Consider the following 15,151-nt stretch of genomic DNA (forward strand, 5'->3'; position numbering starts at 1 on the left):
TGTTACAAAAATCTATTATAGGGGGGAAGGCAGAGGTGAGTTATGAAGATCTTAATAACAGATGATGAGAGGCTGATAAGGCTTAGTTTATTGTCTATGCTGGAGGAATTGTATCCGGGGGTGCATCACATTTCACAGGCAAAAGACGGGGAAGAAATGATCCGTATGGTGGAAAAGGAATTTTATGATATTGTATTTCTGGATATTAATATGCCCAAAATCAATGGGCTGGACGCCCTGGAGGTATGCCGCAAAAAGTCGCCGGAGACTCAGTGGTGCGTTCTGACCGGATATGCGGAATTTGAATATGCGAAACGGTCGATCGGCCTTGGAGTCAAGGAATATCTGCTGAAACCTTTGGATATTGATCAACTGAAACAGCTTATGGAAGGTCTTATGAAAGAAAAGCAGGAAAAGCTTCAGAACCAGAATCAGCTGTTTGAAAACAGGGTAAGCCGGGCTTTTGCCCTGGCAGATATGGCAGGTGGGATTAAGCAGATGCAGCCTGCGGGAAAGGACAGCGTTTACAGCATATATATATTCTTCCTGGATACGGATGAAAATAAAAAGAGGCAGGAAATGTATGCAAAGCTGTATGAAAACCTTTCGGACTATTTGAAAAAAAATATAGAGTGCGGGGACCGCTATGCTTTGTTTTTCCTGCAGACCAGTGAACTATGTCTGATCATAGAAGGAAGAGAATATATGAAGCTGCATTCTTATCTGCGCCACCATCGGGATGTATTTGACACAGATGCGAGAATCGCAGCTGTGTGGGCGGCGGCAAAGGATTTTAAGGAGCTGTATATGGATAAACAGGTTATGCTGGCGCTTTCAAACGTGCGTATACTTGAGGAAAACTATAAGACGATAACCTTGCAAGAGTTAAATGAGCAGAGCAATTTGATGGAAAAGCAGTACTTATGTGAAAAAATAGAAATGCTTACGGCTAGTTATATGACAGGAAATTACGCAATGGCAAACGAATTGCTGCAGGAAATGGAGCGGGAGGATGGTCTGAAAGACAGTTTTCAAAAAATAGACAGCCGCCCACTGCGCTCCTATTTATCCGTGGTCTGGAAAAGCAGTTTTGAGGGGGAAGAATATGCAGATCTGCTCCGGCAATTCCAAAATCTTCTGCAAAATGCTATGTGGGATCATAACAGCGAAAATCAGGATATTGTACAGCAGATTAAGGAGTATGTGGCGGCTAATTATATGAATGACGTGACCATAGCGGAGATGGGGAACCGTTTTGATATTAGTCCGTCTTATATCAGCAGGATATTCCGGAACAAAACGGGGGAGAAATATATTGATTTTGTTACGGGGGTAAGGATGAAGAAGGCTATGGAGCTTATCCGGATGAGCCCTGCTTTATCGGTTAAGGAAGTAGCCGAACGTGTGGGATATATCAGTGAGAAGCATTTTTCCAAGACCTTTAAAAAATATTTTGACTGTCTGCCCTCGCATGCGGCAAAAGAATAAACAGTCTCTTAAGGAATACAAAAGATGTTGCAGAGTGAAAAACAAAGTTGCAGAATGAAAGCATATGTGCTATACTAAAAACAACAAACAGAACAAACGTTCCGAGGAGGCAGTTTTATGGCAAAGACAGAATTTCATGAACGGCTGGCGGGGTACCGGGCGGAAAGGGGCCTCACACAGACACAGATGGCGGAAAAGTTGGGAATTTCCAGATCAACCTATGCAAACTACGAAGTGGGAAAGCGTACCCCGGATTTGTGGATGCTGATCAAAATTGCAGATGTGTTTACCTGTTCACTGGATGAACTAGTGGGGCGGGATACTGCGATATCGAATACAGAAACCGTCTGTCCGACGGTAGTTCGCGAAACGGCATCTAGTTATGGTCCGTCAATAGGGCGTGAACCAATGTCCGGTAATCCGTCCACGATGAGGGAATACATGTCCGGCTATTATGCAGAACTGCAGACAGAAAAGCTGAATCGTCCGAATTCCCTAGAAAGGCGCAGGTGCCGCAGAGAGAAAAAGGGGCTGGGAAAAGGACTGGCAATTGGCGAGCAGGACTTTCGCAAACTGCGTGAGCTGGGGGGCTACTATGTAGACAAGACCATGCTGGTGGAACAGTTTTTGGATTCTTACGAGAATGTGGTTTTGATTACCCGTCCGAGACGGTTTGGAAAGACACTGAACATGTCTATGATGGCGGAATTTCTGGACTGTACGAAGGACGCGGAAAAGATTTTTGAAGGAACAGCGATTGCGCAGACGGAGACCTGGGAAGACCGGAATCAATATCCTGTGGTGTATTTATCCTTTTTGAATGTGAAAGGGGATGTGGAAAAAGGATTTTGGGGATGGCTGGTAAATGTACTGCTGGCAGAATATGAAAGATACCGGTTTGCTTGGGAAAGCGGGCAAGTGTCCGAAGCGTGCCGGAAAAGCGTGGAACAACTGCTGGAGGTTCTGTGGGAAATTAAGAGCGGCGAGATACAGAAAAAGTATGATATCACCGGAGCGATCCAACTGCTTTGCCAGGTATTGGAAGAGTACTTTGAACAGAAGGTATTCCTGCTTATTGATGAGTACGACACTCCGTTTATTGCTGCAAATGTGGGTGGTTATTTTGAGGAGATAAGAGGGGTTCTGGCTCAATTATTGTCATCTGCACTGAAGGGAAATCCGTATCTTGACAAAGCATTTTTGACAGGAATCCAGCGTGTGGCAAAGGAAAATATTTTTTCCGGGCTGAATAACCTGCTGGTCAGTACAGTTAATGATGCAGAGTATGCCCAATATTTTGGATTTACAGAGGAAGAGACGGCGGAGCTTTTGAATTACTATCATCTGGAATTGACAGAAGAGGTCAGGCAGATGTACGATGGCTACCACATTGGCGATGTAGATTTGTATAATCCCTGGTCGATCTGTATGTATGCACTTCGGAAGCGCCTGGATCCCTTTTGGGTAAACACCAGTGAAAACAGTATGATCTGCAATGCCATGGATCACTGCGGAGAGGACTTTCGGGAAGACTATGAGCAGCTGATTGAGATGGGAACTGTGACGACGAAGGTGGAACTGGAAAGTTCATTTTACGAAGAGGCAAGTACAGCATCACTTTGGGGATTGTTAATTAATGCCGGGATGGTGACAGTGAAAGAAAAAACAGATAGAGGGATGTGTAAAATTCGAATTCCAAATCATGAGGTTGGGAGGGCATTTGAAGATTTGACAGCACATCATTTAGGTGTATCGGGGAGCAAACTGTCACAACTGGGGGATACGCTTTGTCTGGAAAAGCTGGACGTATTTGCAGATGTATACCGACGTATCTTGCTTGAGCTGCCGTCCTATCATGATTTGAAGGACGAGAACAGCTATCATATGATGGTGCTGGGAATGTGTTCCTGTCTGTATGGCGAGTATGAGATCAAGAGCAACCGGGAGAGCGGTAAGGGAAGAAGCGACCTGATTCTGAAAAATATGACCGGAAAGTATGCCCATTACATACTGGAATTTAAATACACAAAAGAAGAGTCACAGAATCTGACCGGGCTTGCGGAAGAAGCGATCCGGCAGGTGAAAGAGAAAAGGTATGATGCGGGGATGAAGGGGAAGATCTTCTACATCGGGCTGGCACACCGGGGAAAAGAAGCGGAAGTGGTTTGGGAAGAAGTGTAGAAGGCCGCAGGAAGATCCACTAGGGACAGAAGGTAAAGAGAGGACAGGTGAACACAGATAGACTGCAGGAGTTTGATTTGTGGCAAAAGGACATGGGTATGGTGTTAAGGAAGAGATCAAATTTTATATTTCCCTGCATGACTTAGATGAAGAGCGGAAAATATAAAAAGTAATGCCTGGATAAACCAAAGATACCGGTGGATTTAAATGAAATCCAGCAGGAACAGCAGACGTGGCGGAATATTATCAGGTATGGGCGAAAGCACGGGAAGAGGGACAAGGCAGCTTTAGATGCTGCCTTGTCTTTTTGTAGGATTGGAAACAATAGTTGAAGATATAAATGGTTAAGCTTTAAACATATGCAGGCACAATTTAAAATGAAGGATATTCACTTATCGAATGCGAATAGGAATGGAATCATCTAATTTATCTCCGAAATCATTCTAAACTCCGTAGGAGACATACCGGCTATTTTTTTAAATGTATTAGAAAAATAGCTAACATCGTTAAAACCAACGGCCATGGCAACATCCCGTAATCTTAAGGAATCATCCTTTAAAAGTTTCTTCGCCTTTTCGATCCGTAACAAAGTTAGATGTTCAGTGACAGATTCTCCCGTTTCTTTTTTGAATAAACGGCTAAGATAACTGGCATTCAGACCAACAGCGTCTGCAATATCGGTAAGCCCAATCTGCTCATTATAGTTGTTTTCAATAAATTGTACCGCCTTTTTTATGGGGAGATTCTGGCTGTGTGAGGGGGAAGATGTATTATTTTCATCGCTGTAAAACAGGATTTTCTTATCACTTTTCGCATTATGTTTGAAACAATAACAGCATTCAAGGTAAGCTGTATTCAGCTCCGTGATAGAAGAATGCGGTGTACTGATCGCAGCTTTTAATCTGTATTCAGGGTAACTTTCTGCAAAAGTAAAAATCTGATTTAAGGAGGGCACGATGGGTGTATGCGCGAGTTTCCTTGTGTCATTTAAAACAATACACAAGTATCTTGAATGTACCGGAAAAATAACCGGTTTTACAGAGGCGAAAATTCCTCTGAGAAATCGAGCAATTGTGTTGATAAAATCTTCTTTAAGCTGGGCGGAGTCGCCAATAATGCGAATCTTTATGAGAATACAGTAAAAATCAGTGCCGGATACCTGATAAAGCCGTGATTTTTCAATAATTTCATCCGGTGAAAGCGGAACATCGTAGACAAGATCCTGGTAGAATTTTATCTGAAGCTCTTCCTGATTTTTGATAATTGTCTCCTGAATACTGTCAAACTGACGCTGCTTTTTTTGCTCCTCCTGTATGGCACTGATTGCCCTGCGGACAGCATTTTCTATCTTACTTAAGGGGTTGTCCTTTAATATAAAGTCGAATGCCCCATGACGCAGAGCCTCCTGGGCATACTTAAAATCTGAATATCCGGACAGGATGATTAATTTGGTGGAAGGGGCATATTTCCGGACATACTCTGCTAACTCTAAGCCGTTTTTTCCCGGCATCCGGATATCCGTAATTATAATATCCACACAGGCTGTCTGGAGAAATTCGACAGCTTCCAGCCCGTCGGATGCTGAGTGGGCAATCTGACAATCCAGACCCTCCCAGTCTATAAAAGTGCTGATCCCTTCCCGGATAATTAATTCATCATCTACAATCATGATTCGATACATAGAACATCCTCCTTTAAGCTCTGTCATGACAGCGGCAGTTTGACAGATATTGTAGTTCCCGCGCCCGGGGTGCTGTCAATGGTTATTCCATATTGTTCTCCATAGGTGTATTTTAAGCGTAAGTGTGTATTGATCAGACCGATGTGGTGTCCTTTTCCCTCGGATTTAGATAACGCAGAAGCATCTGGTTCGTTCAGCCGTCTAATTAGCTCTTCTGGGTGAAAACCAATACCATTATCAATGATTTGGAGCAGCATTTCCTGATCATCTGTGATATCTCCTGTAATCAATATTGTGCCTTCCTCAACCTTATTCTCCAAACCATGGACAACTGCATTTTCAACAAGTGGCTGAAGGCAAAGCTTCAGGATGAAATGGTCCATCAATTTTGTATCTACATCAATATCGTAAGATAGTTTTGGACCAAAGCGCACCTTCTGTATCTGCAGATAGTACCGGACATTCTGAAGCTCTTCCTGCAAAGTAATAAACTTTGTTGCGGGTGTATAAATATTGGCATTTAGTAAGCTGCTGAGTGCCGTAATCATCTCGTAACATTCCATATCCTGGTTTGCCCGGGCTTTCCAGCTGATTGACAGCAGTGTATTAAACAGAAAATGCGGGTTAATCTGCGCCTGAAGTGCTTTCAGTTCACTTTCTTTTAAGAGGACTTCATTGGCATACTTTTCATTTAAAAGCTTCTTGATCTGAGAGGACATCGTGGTAAAAGCCGTACTTAGGTTATCAAGTTCTGTAATCCCGTATACTGGCAGGGTCTGTGAATAGTCGCTTTGACTTAACCGCGTCATCCGTTTAATCAGTAAGTTAATATATCTGCTTACATACCGGGAAACTGCAAGGGCAAATACGATAACAAGCAGCAGCAGGCAGATAAAGATAACCAGATATCCTCTTAATTGACTATGAAGCTCCTGATAGATGGGATCCAGAGGAATCAGTACGCAGGCAGTAAGCGGATAATTCGTTAAAGTTTTCGTTTTGGCCAGATAGTTCCCCGAATCTTCCATCATCTGTTTCAAAGAGACCCCATGAACGGTTAAATTGGATATGGTTTTGCCCTGGAGCTCTTTTTTGCTGCTCATGATGACAGTACCTGATTCATCAAAGGCAAAACAAAGCGTGTCCGTGTACTTATCAAAGTCGTTGAAATTGGACATGAGTGATTCCTCGCTTAATTGGAAACTGAGCAGGCCTCTAAAAGCGCCGTCGGGATACCCATAATAGTCACGTATATAAAACAAGCTTCCGGAGTCATCCCGGGAATGCAGCAGGGTATGGATTCTTTCGGCACCCAGTGATTTACTGAGTGCTTCCCAATTTTCGGTAATCATGTTTAGAGAGGAAGAGTCCTCCTGACCGGGATGAACGCCATATTTCGGGTTACCTATATAATGATACGTATTAAAATCATTCGTAAGGGTAATTGAAGTCAGGATATTTTCGTTCCAAATCGTAGAGTAAAACATCATTTTCGTAAGGCGCTCATCGACAGATTCATTGAATGTGGTTTCATTGCCTGGAAAGATATAATTGTAAAGCTCGGGGTTAATTACCGGATCGCTGATGATGGAGTAATATGTATTCTTTACAGAGAGCAAAGTAGAGTCAAGAGAGCTGAAGGAGCTTTCTGCAGAGGAGCCGATATTTCTCTCAATTGTGTCAAAGGTGCTATTCCTCAGAGTTGCATAGAAGTAAACACCTGCAATCATACAGGGAGTAATCATACATAAGGAAATAATAAGGGTTATTATAACAAAAAGCGATACAGGTTTTTTTGAATGCAGCAGCAAATTGGACACCCCCATAAAAAGTAAAAATATTACATAATATAAAAATGTTTTACATGTTTCCAGATCAAAAGCATTATAATGTAAAAAATATATAAAAACAAGTAAAATCCACTGATTTATTTATAGATTATGCTGAGATATAATGAACTCATCAAAAATCAGAAAACAAAAAGGAGAAAAGGAATATGAAAGTAAAACGAATCATATCGTTAATGCTAGCATTTAGTATGGTGGCAGGATTAACGGCTTGCGGTGGGGAAGCAGGAGGAAAAGCAAAAAAGGAAGAAGGAAAGGTAAGTATTACAGTTTTTAGTGAATGGGTAGGGGCACATCCGTATGCAAAGTATTTCGCAGAGAGGGTGGAAAGCTTCGAGGAAGCCCATCCGGAGATTGATGTAAATGTTGAAGAGATTGCAGGTTCTACTACGGCCAATATGGATGCCAAATTAAAAGTACAGGTTTCATCAGGAGAACTCCCGGATGTATTCTATACTAATGACCAGAGCATTATCGATCTGGCCAAAAAGTCAAACTTACTTTATGACTTTAAGGAAAAACTGGATGCAGATGCCGAATTGAAGGATGAGCTGGATATGGAGGACATTGCATCATGGAATGAGGGGTCGGATCAGGTATATGGCATCTGCTCCCATAAAGACTTTTTCGGGTTTTTCTATAATAAGGAAATTCTAAAGGCAGCTGGTTATGAAAAATTTCCAGAGAGCTGGGATGAGCTTTATAAATTATGTGAAAAATTAAAAGAAGATGGAATAGCTGCTATGTCTCTGGAAACAAAGACAGCATGGTATTCAAGCCTTACACTTCTGGCAGCACTGGCCAGTGGAAGCGAAGAAGGGCAGGAGATGGCGAAGACGGTTGGGCTTACTGATTACAACACTCCGGAATTCATAGAAGCGGCGTCACAGCTCCAAAAAATGTTTATGGAATATTCAACAACAGATGCTCCGGGCTCGGATATTAGCGTTGCTTTAAATAACTTTACAAGCGATAAAACAGCGATTGTTTTGGATGGGGCTTGGAGGATTGCTGAACTAACGGAAGCTATGGGAGATAAGGTAGGAGAAGCATATCTTCCGGGCAAAGGGGCTGTATCTTACCCAGGGTATGCATGGTTCTCCGGCTCCAAGGATGAGAAGACGGCTGCGGCGTCCTATGAATTTATTAAGTGGTTTAACAACAAAGAGGATCAGACCATCCGTCTGGAACAGCTAGGTTTGATTCCGGCCTCTGTAAATATTGATTATGATTCTTTGGAACTGTCACCACTAATGATGGAGATTTTGGATATGAAAAACGAAGTTAATTATACAGTAAGCTCCTGTTGGAGAGTATACCCTGCCGCAGTGACCGCTATTATTCCTCAGGAACTCGCTGCATTGGGAACAGGACAGAGTACGCCTGAACAGTTTGCAGAGAATTTAACAAATGCATCAAACTAAACGTATCCCTGCAGGAGGAGTGTAACAGTTCAGGCGGGCCTGAACTGTTACAAATCCAGCCCATTGTAATTCGCCTGCGGCGATGGGGTACTGTGCGCCGGTGGCGCACGTTTAGTACGGATCGAAGCGGAGCGGAGATAGGCTGCCTGCAACCACCCTGTTTTCGTACGGTCTGCTCAGTAAATACGCAGACCTGTCTGAACTGTTACGGAGGAGCATCTATGAAATCAAAAAAAACTAAAATCTGGCTTGCAGCCTTTTTGGCTCCTACGCTGATCCTCTTTTTGGGGTTTTACGCATATTCCATTCTTACGGTGGGAATTACCGGATTTACAGATTGGAAGCTGGGGGAGCCCATAAGGTTCGCAGGTGCCGATAATTTTATAAAAATGTTTCAAGATTCCACTTTCCATATATCCTTAAAAAATACAATGGTATGGATGGTGCTGCATTGGGTCATATTAGTTGGAACCAGCCTTTTGGTGGCATTGGCAACGTTAAAAAAGTCACGCTTATCAAAAGCCGTGAGAGTAATCTATCTAATACCGAAAATGATGCCGCTGGCAGTGATCGGTTTTTTATTCTACTTCATGTTTAATCCATCTATCGGGCTCGTAAATGATTTCATTCGTAAAATAGGATTTGAGGATTTTAATGTAAACTGGTTTCAGGACGCAAGGACTGCATTTTTGGCGGTTACGGTGACGACTATTTTCTATGGGGGAGTTTTTATGCTGCTTATTTCTTCAGAGATAGCAGCAATACCCACAGAAGTATATGAGTCGGCAAAAGTAGACGGAGCTACGGAATCCCAAATCAACAGATTAATTGTGATGCCGTTGATCAAAAACATAGTGGGAACATGCCTGATTCTTGCAACGGTAGACTGCCTGAAAACGTTTGAAGTCATATATTTGACTACGAACGGAGGCCCGGGTGATTTGACAATGAATCTGCCGGTTATGATTTTCAGGACCGCAATGAATAATTCCAATTATGGATATGCCAATGCAATCGCATTTGTGACGATTCTGATTGGGGCAGCAGCAATGCTGTTAATTACAAAAGTGTTCCGTATAGGAAAAGATTAAGGAGTAGTTATGAAGGCAGAACAAATCATTGGAAAATTAGGAAGAATTGTTTTCTTGGTATTTATAATCGCAATATCCACTGTACCGCTCTTATGGACGTTGGTTTCTTCTTTTAAAACAAATAAAGAGATTATGGATTCTGCATTTTCGTTACCGGCATCTATCAATCTTGACAATTATATTATGGCATTTAAGTACTCACCATTGGGTACATACTTTTGGAATACATTTATAATCACCGTTTTCTGTATTTTTTTCGGACTAATCATATTCAGCATGTCGGCCTATGTGTTTGCAAGATTTGAGTTTAAAGGAAAAAACTTTCTTTTTGCACTTATCGGTATGTCAATGCTCGTACCTACATCTGCATTGATATTTCCAGTTTACAAGCTGATGAATGCAATGAACCTTTATAACACGAAAAGCGGGCTTGTACTTGTTTATATGGCAATCGCAATGCCGTCAGTATTGTTTGTCTTAAGAAGTTATTTCCTGACGATTCCCAAGGAAATGGAAGAAGCGGCTAGAATTGACGGTTCCGGGTTTATGAGAACCTATATTACCATTATGCTTCCGCTTGTTAAGCCGGCAATGGCAACGGCTGCGATACTGATATTTATGGCGAGCTGGAATGATTTCATTTACAACCTGATGCTTTCGTCAGGCAACAATGCAAGAAATGTATCGGTAGCATTGTCCCAGTTTTTGAGTATGTTTGGAAGCGACTATGGACAGCTGTTTGCGGCATCGTTTATCGTAGTGCTGCCAAGTATACTGCTCTATTGTCTGCTTCAGAAAAGAATAGAATCCGCACTTTTGGCAGGTGCAGTTAAGGGGTAACAGAATATGCAGATTGATTTAGCAAAATATAAAACTAATGTAAAATACGGAAAAGAGGTTATGGGGCCGTCAGGTGTCCCCGGCGCTTATGATGAGATGGCAGTGGATTGTCCCTTCGTATTTTATCACAATAATCAATACTATATGATGCATGTAGGGTTTGACGGAAAAGGATACCAGACAGGCCTGGCAGTAAGCCAGGATCTGCTTCATTGGAAGAAAGAGGAGATTATATTCAAAAGAGGGGAACAGGAAGGCTGGGATAAAGGTGGAGTCGCAGGCATGTGGATCCTGAAAGAAAATGATCTCTTCACAAAACCGTCCTTAAAAAAGGTGGATGGAAAGTACTGGATGATATACCATAGCTATCCGGATGAGGGGTACGAGGCTGGACCTGCCCAAATCGGACTTGCTTATACTGAGGACGAAACGCTGCATCACTGGACGCGTCTGGACAAACCGGTCCTGAGCTGGAAAGACGGTGATGACTGGGAAATGGCAGGGCTATATAAAGGCTGCCTGATCGAAAACGACGGAAAATATTATATGTTTTATAATGCCAAAGACAGCAAGGTATGGAAATGGCATGAACAGATCGGAATGGCGGTATCCGATGATATGTTGGAATGGAAACGGGTATCCGGGCAGCCGGTTATCTGTAATACAAAACCTGGCTGGGATTCGTACTTTTGCGCTGACCCCTGTGTGGTTAAGGATGGTGAATTATGGCTGATGTATTATTACGGATATGATGGAGAACATGCACAGGAGGGGATCGCATTTTCAGAAGACTTGTACCACTGGGAGAAGGTGGATACCCCGATTTTAAAACATGGGAATGCAGGAGAGATAGATGAACTGCATGCACATAAACCCTGCGTTATAGAAAAGGATGGAACCTTGTATCATTTTTATTGTGCTGTAAGGGAAAGCAGGCAAAATGACAAGGCTGTCAATATAGATCCTACCCAAGAGCAGGGAGAAGAAAAAACAGAGTATCGCTGCATATCTGTAGCAACAAGCCGGGTATAGCGAGTACCAAGTGTTTAGGGTTATATATATCGCCCTTTACAACAAAAAGATATGCCAGACGAATATAGAAATAGGAGCAACCGCCCGCAAAGTAGTTAGCCTCTCTGATTAGTAAAAAGCCTGCTTAGTACTGCAAAGTACAGAAGTAGGCTTCTTAATTTCGCTTATTATTCCTATCTATTTGGGCAAGCAGTGCAATATGAATGATATCAAAATCAAATTATCTGCGCCTTCGCTTCACAGAAACAACAGCAATCCCGCATGCTGCGAGCAATGCAATTATGTAGAATATCATGATACTGCTGTCGCCAGTTTTTGGGCTGACAGCTTTTGTAGCAGTTTTAGGCTTTTCAGTAGTCTGAGGTTTGGTTGTGTTATCCGTTTTCCCCTTATCATTGTTCTGGTTTGGTTTATTATTATCCGGTTTGTTATTTGGCTTATCATTTGGTTTATTACCCGCCTCGTCTTTCAGCGCCGGTATTGTTAAATTAATAGATACATAACTAAGCCCTTCACCTTTTGTTAATCTTAACGATCCTTCTTCAATCAGGCCATCCTTGTTTTCCTGGGCTTTGATCATTTTGAAGTCAGCATACCACTCGATGTTGATATCTTTACCTATTGCATTTTTTACGACATTATAAATATCATCTTTAGTTGTATTGTTCGATGGTACAAATGCATCTAAAGCGTCATATGCTGCCTGCTTTGCTTTTTCAATATATTCCTGGTCTGCGTTCGGATCATTCTGAGGCTCGTCAAGTTTAGGGATTATCAAATATACGGGTAGTATAGTGCATTCACTTCCTACGAATAACCGTATCTCGCCTGTGACAGCGCCTTCTTTTGTTGTAGTAGCTTGATGAATTTTCATTTCTGTGACCCAATCTACATCGGCATCAGGACCAATCGCATTTTTTACTAATTGGAGAATCCCTGGAGCATAGGCATTATTCGAAGGCTCTATAGCCTTTAGAGCCTTTTCAGCATTAGCTATTGCAATCTCCAGGAGCTCTGCATCGGTCATAGGCCTTTTGGGGATGGTAAAGTGCCAGGTAAAATTCTGACTGTTGTCTTCCCCTGCTGTCATTTGAAAGCTTATATCAAATGAGCCTTCCTCCTATAATTCTTCCTAACAGGTCCCGGGAATCTGTTCTCCCCGATTTTCTCCCCTAAATCAATTATTCACAGGACTGCCGGACATAGTTTTACTATCCTAGAATACTATATAAATCTCATTCTGGTGTGATTTAGAAGGTTTGTTGTTATTTGTTGTTGTTTTCTGCAAGGAGTTGGCTGTTTCTTGGGAATTGATATCTGCGTTTGGTTCGCAGCAATATAAATCTATAAAAGCACCCCCAGCTGAAATTATGTTTATCATTAGTATCATTTCAGCGGGAGGCGCTTTAGAGTGTGTTTGATGTGTCAGAGAACCGCATATTCCATAAAAGCTCAAGATATACTTAATATTTCATCTAATAATTCCTGATATAAGTCCATATAATCCTTAACGATATATGGTTTCAAAAGTACGGAAAGATTTTTCGAAATTGGTACCGGCGTAAGCCCTTCGTTATAAAAAGGCATGCATTCCATAAGCCAGCCAGCTGTCTGTGCTGTAAAGGATAGAGAAAGAATTCTTAATTCTTCAGCAGAAAATTCTTTATTAATAATGTCTGCATTTTGAAGCGTAATAAAACAGGAATTATAGTAATTATAAAGCTTTATCTGGAAGTCAAATCCCTTACTCTTAAAATAATCCGAGCTTTTTACAAGATCATTAAGATTTTTAAAATAGAACGGAAAACGCTGTTCATTCTCTTCTACCTTTTTAAATGACAAGATCAAATCTTTTAACAAATCCACACCGGAGAGTTCTGCATTGAGATATATCTGGAAATCTTCATGGAGTTCCGAAACGATCTGTATCACAATATCTTCTTTTTTAGGGAAATAATAAGTTAAGTTTCCTATTGTTGTACCCGCATGCTTAGCAATTTCCCGCATGCTTACCTGATCATATCCTTTTTGATTAAATAACTGTGCCGCTGCATCGCAGATGGCCTCTTTTCTATTGATACGCATTCTATATCACCTTTTTTCATCATAATCCCTATTCTATCAAAAGACCCGGAGAAAGTAAATGCTTAGGAGTATATGCAAAACTGAACAAATACGTAAATTTCCATATAATAGTACAATGTACTAAATAATGATTGACAAACAAATTAGTACAGTGTACTAAGAAAAGAACAAATAAACAACTACATACAGGAGGTAGAAAAATGGAAATCAGAAAACGTCCGCCAGCCCAAAACATGGGGAGAATTTTAGCCGGGGGAATGGCAGCAGAGGATTTTATCGTGTTAATGAACCGCACAGAGCTTAACTGTGAAACATTTGAAAAGGTATCCCCCGAGGATGCAGAGGATTTTGTAGCAGTGTGTGAAGATCTAGGCAATAAAGCAATTGCCTATGCCGAAGAACACGAGAAACTTGGTCATAAACAAACAGCAAGCGACTACTATTTTAATGCATGCTCTCTTTTCAGAATTGCAGATTATGGTATTCGTGGAGTGAATGAAGAAAAATTTAGAATTTATGGTAAATTAGTGGAGTGCTTCCATAAGAGTAAAGAGCTAACCTGTTATGAAAAAGTTGAGTTTGTTGAGATGCCGTTCGAGGGAAACAGCATGCCGGGGTATCTTGTGCTGCCGGATCATATTGATAAAGAGACGCCGGTGATTATTTATGTCCCCGGAGCAACCGGTTTTAAGGAGGAAAATTATACCGCGCCAAAAAAACTATGGGAACGGGGAGCAGTATCCAACATCTTTGACGGCCCGGGGCAGGGAGAGGCCCTATTAAACAGAAATATGTATTTAACGGCAGATAATTATGACAGGGCTATAAAGGCTGTCGTTGACTTTATTAAGGCGGATGGCAGATTCGGTAATAAGATTGGACTTATGGGAGTGAGTTATGGAGGATATTTAGCTGCCAGCGGCGCTATCTACTGCGGTGATGATATCAAGGCGCTGGTATCCCGCGGGGGATGCTCCAAAACAGACCAGCTCACTATGCATCCATTTGCGGGAATCGATAACTTCTACCTTTACGGTTTTCTTCCGAAGTTTCACGTTACAGACCCGGAAGAAGCTGCGGCTATAAGCCATCAGATGGACATTGAGGATAAGTTATATAAAATCAAGTGTCCATTGCTTGTTCAGCATACGGAAAAAGACCCGATTATCGGAACAGAAGGGGCAAAAGCGCTCTATCATAAATCTTCAAGCGAGGTGAAAGAGTATTGGGAACACGAAGGGAGTATGCATTGTGCAAATGATATAGAGCTGAAAGCATGTGCATACGCTGTTGACTGGATTTTAGATCAGTTAAAATAATCAGAAGCTACAATAAATCTATGCCTTAGGTGATTCATATTGTATACATGACACTTTAAAGATGAATACACACGCAGGAATACATACGCAGGCACATTATTATCAATGAATATTAAGACTGCACCACAGAAGGTTTATCGGTTGGCTTAGCTGACCGATAAAC

The 15,151-nt window shown here is 41.7% G+C and carries 11 protein-coding genes; 7 read left to right on the top strand and 4 right to left on the bottom strand.

Going from position 1 to position 15,151, the window contains the following annotated elements:
• Window positions 1-42 precede the first annotated feature (42 nt).
• Together MWG26_RS00435 and MWG26_RS00440 are read left to right on the top strand one after the other, a co-directional pair.
• The gene (locus MWG26_RS00435) at window positions 43-1,488 is read left to right on the top strand and encodes a response regulator transcription factor (RefSeq protein ID WP_025653958.1); all 1,446 of its coding nucleotides are present in this window, start codon (window positions 43-45) and stop codon (window positions 1,486-1,488) included.
• A gap of 117 nt (window positions 1,489-1,605) precedes the next feature.
• Window positions 1,606-3,669: an AAA family ATPase gene (locus tag MWG26_RS00440; protein WP_025653959.1), complete on the top strand. Its 2,064-nt coding sequence runs from the start codon at window positions 1,606-1,608 to the stop codon at window positions 3,667-3,669.
• Between the two features lie 421 nt (window positions 3,670-4,090).
• On the opposite strand, the gene MWG26_RS00445 is transcribed toward MWG26_RS00440, so the two are convergent.
• Both MWG26_RS00445 and MWG26_RS00450 read right to left on the bottom strand, forming a co-directional pair.
• Window positions 4,091-5,350 carry a response regulator gene (locus MWG26_RS00445; RefSeq protein ID WP_025653960.1) on the bottom strand — a complete coding sequence of 420 codons (1,260 nt, stop codon included), beginning with the start codon at window positions 5,348-5,350 and terminating at the stop codon, window positions 4,091-4,093.
• A gap of 23 nt (window positions 5,351-5,373) precedes the next feature.
• Window positions 5,374-7,080, bottom strand: coding sequence for a sensor histidine kinase (locus MWG26_RS00450; RefSeq protein WP_162149248.1), 1,707 nt, complete (start codon window positions 7,078-7,080; stop codon window positions 5,374-5,376).
• Window positions 7,081-7,346: 266 nt separating this feature from the next.
• Between MWG26_RS00450 and MWG26_RS00455 the strand changes: the two genes are divergently transcribed.
• The 4 genes from MWG26_RS00455 to MWG26_RS00470 all read left to right on the top strand — a co-directional run bounded on the left by MWG26_RS00455 (window position 7,347) and on the right by MWG26_RS00470 (window position 11,584).
• Window positions 7,347-8,621 carry an ABC transporter substrate-binding protein gene (locus MWG26_RS00455; protein ID WP_025653962.1) on the top strand — a complete coding sequence of 425 codons (1,275 nt, stop codon included), beginning with the start codon at window positions 7,347-7,349 and terminating at the stop codon, window positions 8,619-8,621.
• Between the two features lie 221 nt (window positions 8,622-8,842).
• Window positions 8,843-9,712, top strand: a complete 870-nt coding sequence (locus MWG26_RS00460) for a carbohydrate ABC transporter permease (protein WP_025653963.1) — start codon at window positions 8,843-8,845, stop codon at window positions 9,710-9,712.
• Window positions 9,713-9,721: 9 nt separating this feature from the next.
• The gene (locus MWG26_RS00465; RefSeq protein WP_025653964.1) at window positions 9,722-10,552 is read left to right on the top strand and encodes a carbohydrate ABC transporter permease; all 831 of its coding nucleotides are present in this window, start codon (window positions 9,722-9,724) and stop codon (window positions 10,550-10,552) included.
• Between the two features lie 6 nt (window positions 10,553-10,558).
• Window positions 10,559-11,584, top strand: coding sequence for a glycoside hydrolase family protein (locus tag MWG26_RS00470; protein WP_025653965.1), 1,026 nt, complete (start codon window positions 10,559-10,561; stop codon window positions 11,582-11,584).
• Window positions 11,585-11,804: 220 nt separating this feature from the next.
• Here the strand turns inward: MWG26_RS00470 and MWG26_RS00475 are convergent, their stop codons facing one another.
• Both MWG26_RS00475 and MWG26_RS00480 read right to left on the bottom strand, forming a co-directional pair.
• Entirely contained in the window at window positions 11,805-12,674 is an 870-nt protein-coding gene (locus tag MWG26_RS00475; RefSeq protein ID WP_025653966.1) for an LPXTG cell wall anchor domain-containing protein, read from the bottom strand.
• Between the two features lie 362 nt (window positions 12,675-13,036).
• Window positions 13,037-13,669 (bottom strand): TetR/AcrR family transcriptional regulator, encoded by a 633-nt coding sequence (locus MWG26_RS00480; RefSeq protein WP_025653967.1) that lies wholly within the window; start codon window positions 13,667-13,669, stop codon window positions 13,037-13,039.
• Between the two features lie 200 nt (window positions 13,670-13,869).
• Here MWG26_RS00480 and MWG26_RS00485 point away from each other — a divergent pair, with 200 nt between their 5' ends.
• Window positions 13,870-14,988: an alpha/beta hydrolase family protein gene (locus tag MWG26_RS00485; protein ID WP_244062680.1), complete on the top strand. Its 1,119-nt coding sequence runs from the start codon at window positions 13,870-13,872 to the stop codon at window positions 14,986-14,988.
• The last annotated feature ends 163 nt before the right edge of the window (window positions 14,989-15,151 follow it).

It is taken from the genome of Faecalicatena contorta, assembly GCF_022835095.1.
Classification (GTDB): domain Bacteria; phylum Bacillota; class Clostridia; order Lachnospirales; family Lachnospiraceae; genus Faecalicatena; species Faecalicatena contorta.

What these genes read in the sequence shown, in the direction of transcription:
- MWG26_RS00435 (WP_025653958.1), top strand. Translation starts at nt 43, where the DNA reads ATGAAGATCTTAATAACAGATGATGAGAGGCTGATAAGGCTTAGTTTA.
- MWG26_RS00440 (WP_025653959.1), top strand. Translation starts at nt 1,606, where the DNA reads ATGGCAAAGACAGAATTTCATGAACGGCTGGCGGGGTACCGGGCGGAA.
- MWG26_RS00445 (WP_025653960.1), bottom strand. Translation starts at nt 5,350, where the DNA reads ATGTATCGAATCATGATTGTAGATGATGAATTAATTATCCGGGAAGGG.
- MWG26_RS00450 (WP_162149248.1), bottom strand. Translation starts at nt 7,080, where the DNA reads ATGATTGCAGGTGTTTACTTCTATGCAACTCTGAGGAATAGCACCTTT.
- MWG26_RS00455 (WP_025653962.1), top strand. Translation starts at nt 7,347, where the DNA reads ATGAAAGTAAAACGAATCATATCGTTAATGCTAGCATTTAGTATGGTG.
- MWG26_RS00460 (WP_025653963.1), top strand. Translation starts at nt 8,843, where the DNA reads ATGAAATCAAAAAAAACTAAAATCTGGCTTGCAGCCTTTTTGGCTCCT.
- MWG26_RS00465 (WP_025653964.1), top strand. Translation starts at nt 9,722, where the DNA reads ATGAAGGCAGAACAAATCATTGGAAAATTAGGAAGAATTGTTTTCTTG.
- MWG26_RS00470 (WP_025653965.1), top strand. Translation starts at nt 10,559, where the DNA reads ATGCAGATTGATTTAGCAAAATATAAAACTAATGTAAAATACGGAAAA.
- MWG26_RS00475 (WP_025653966.1), bottom strand. Translation starts at nt 12,674, where the DNA reads ATGACAGCAGGGGAAGACAACAGTCAGAATTTTACCTGGCACTTTACC.
- MWG26_RS00480 (WP_025653967.1), bottom strand. Translation starts at nt 13,669, where the DNA reads ATGCGTATCAATAGAAAAGAGGCCATCTGCGATGCAGCGGCACAGTTA.
- MWG26_RS00485 (WP_244062680.1), top strand. Translation starts at nt 13,870, where the DNA reads ATGGAAATCAGAAAACGTCCGCCAGCCCAAAACATGGGGAGAATTTTA.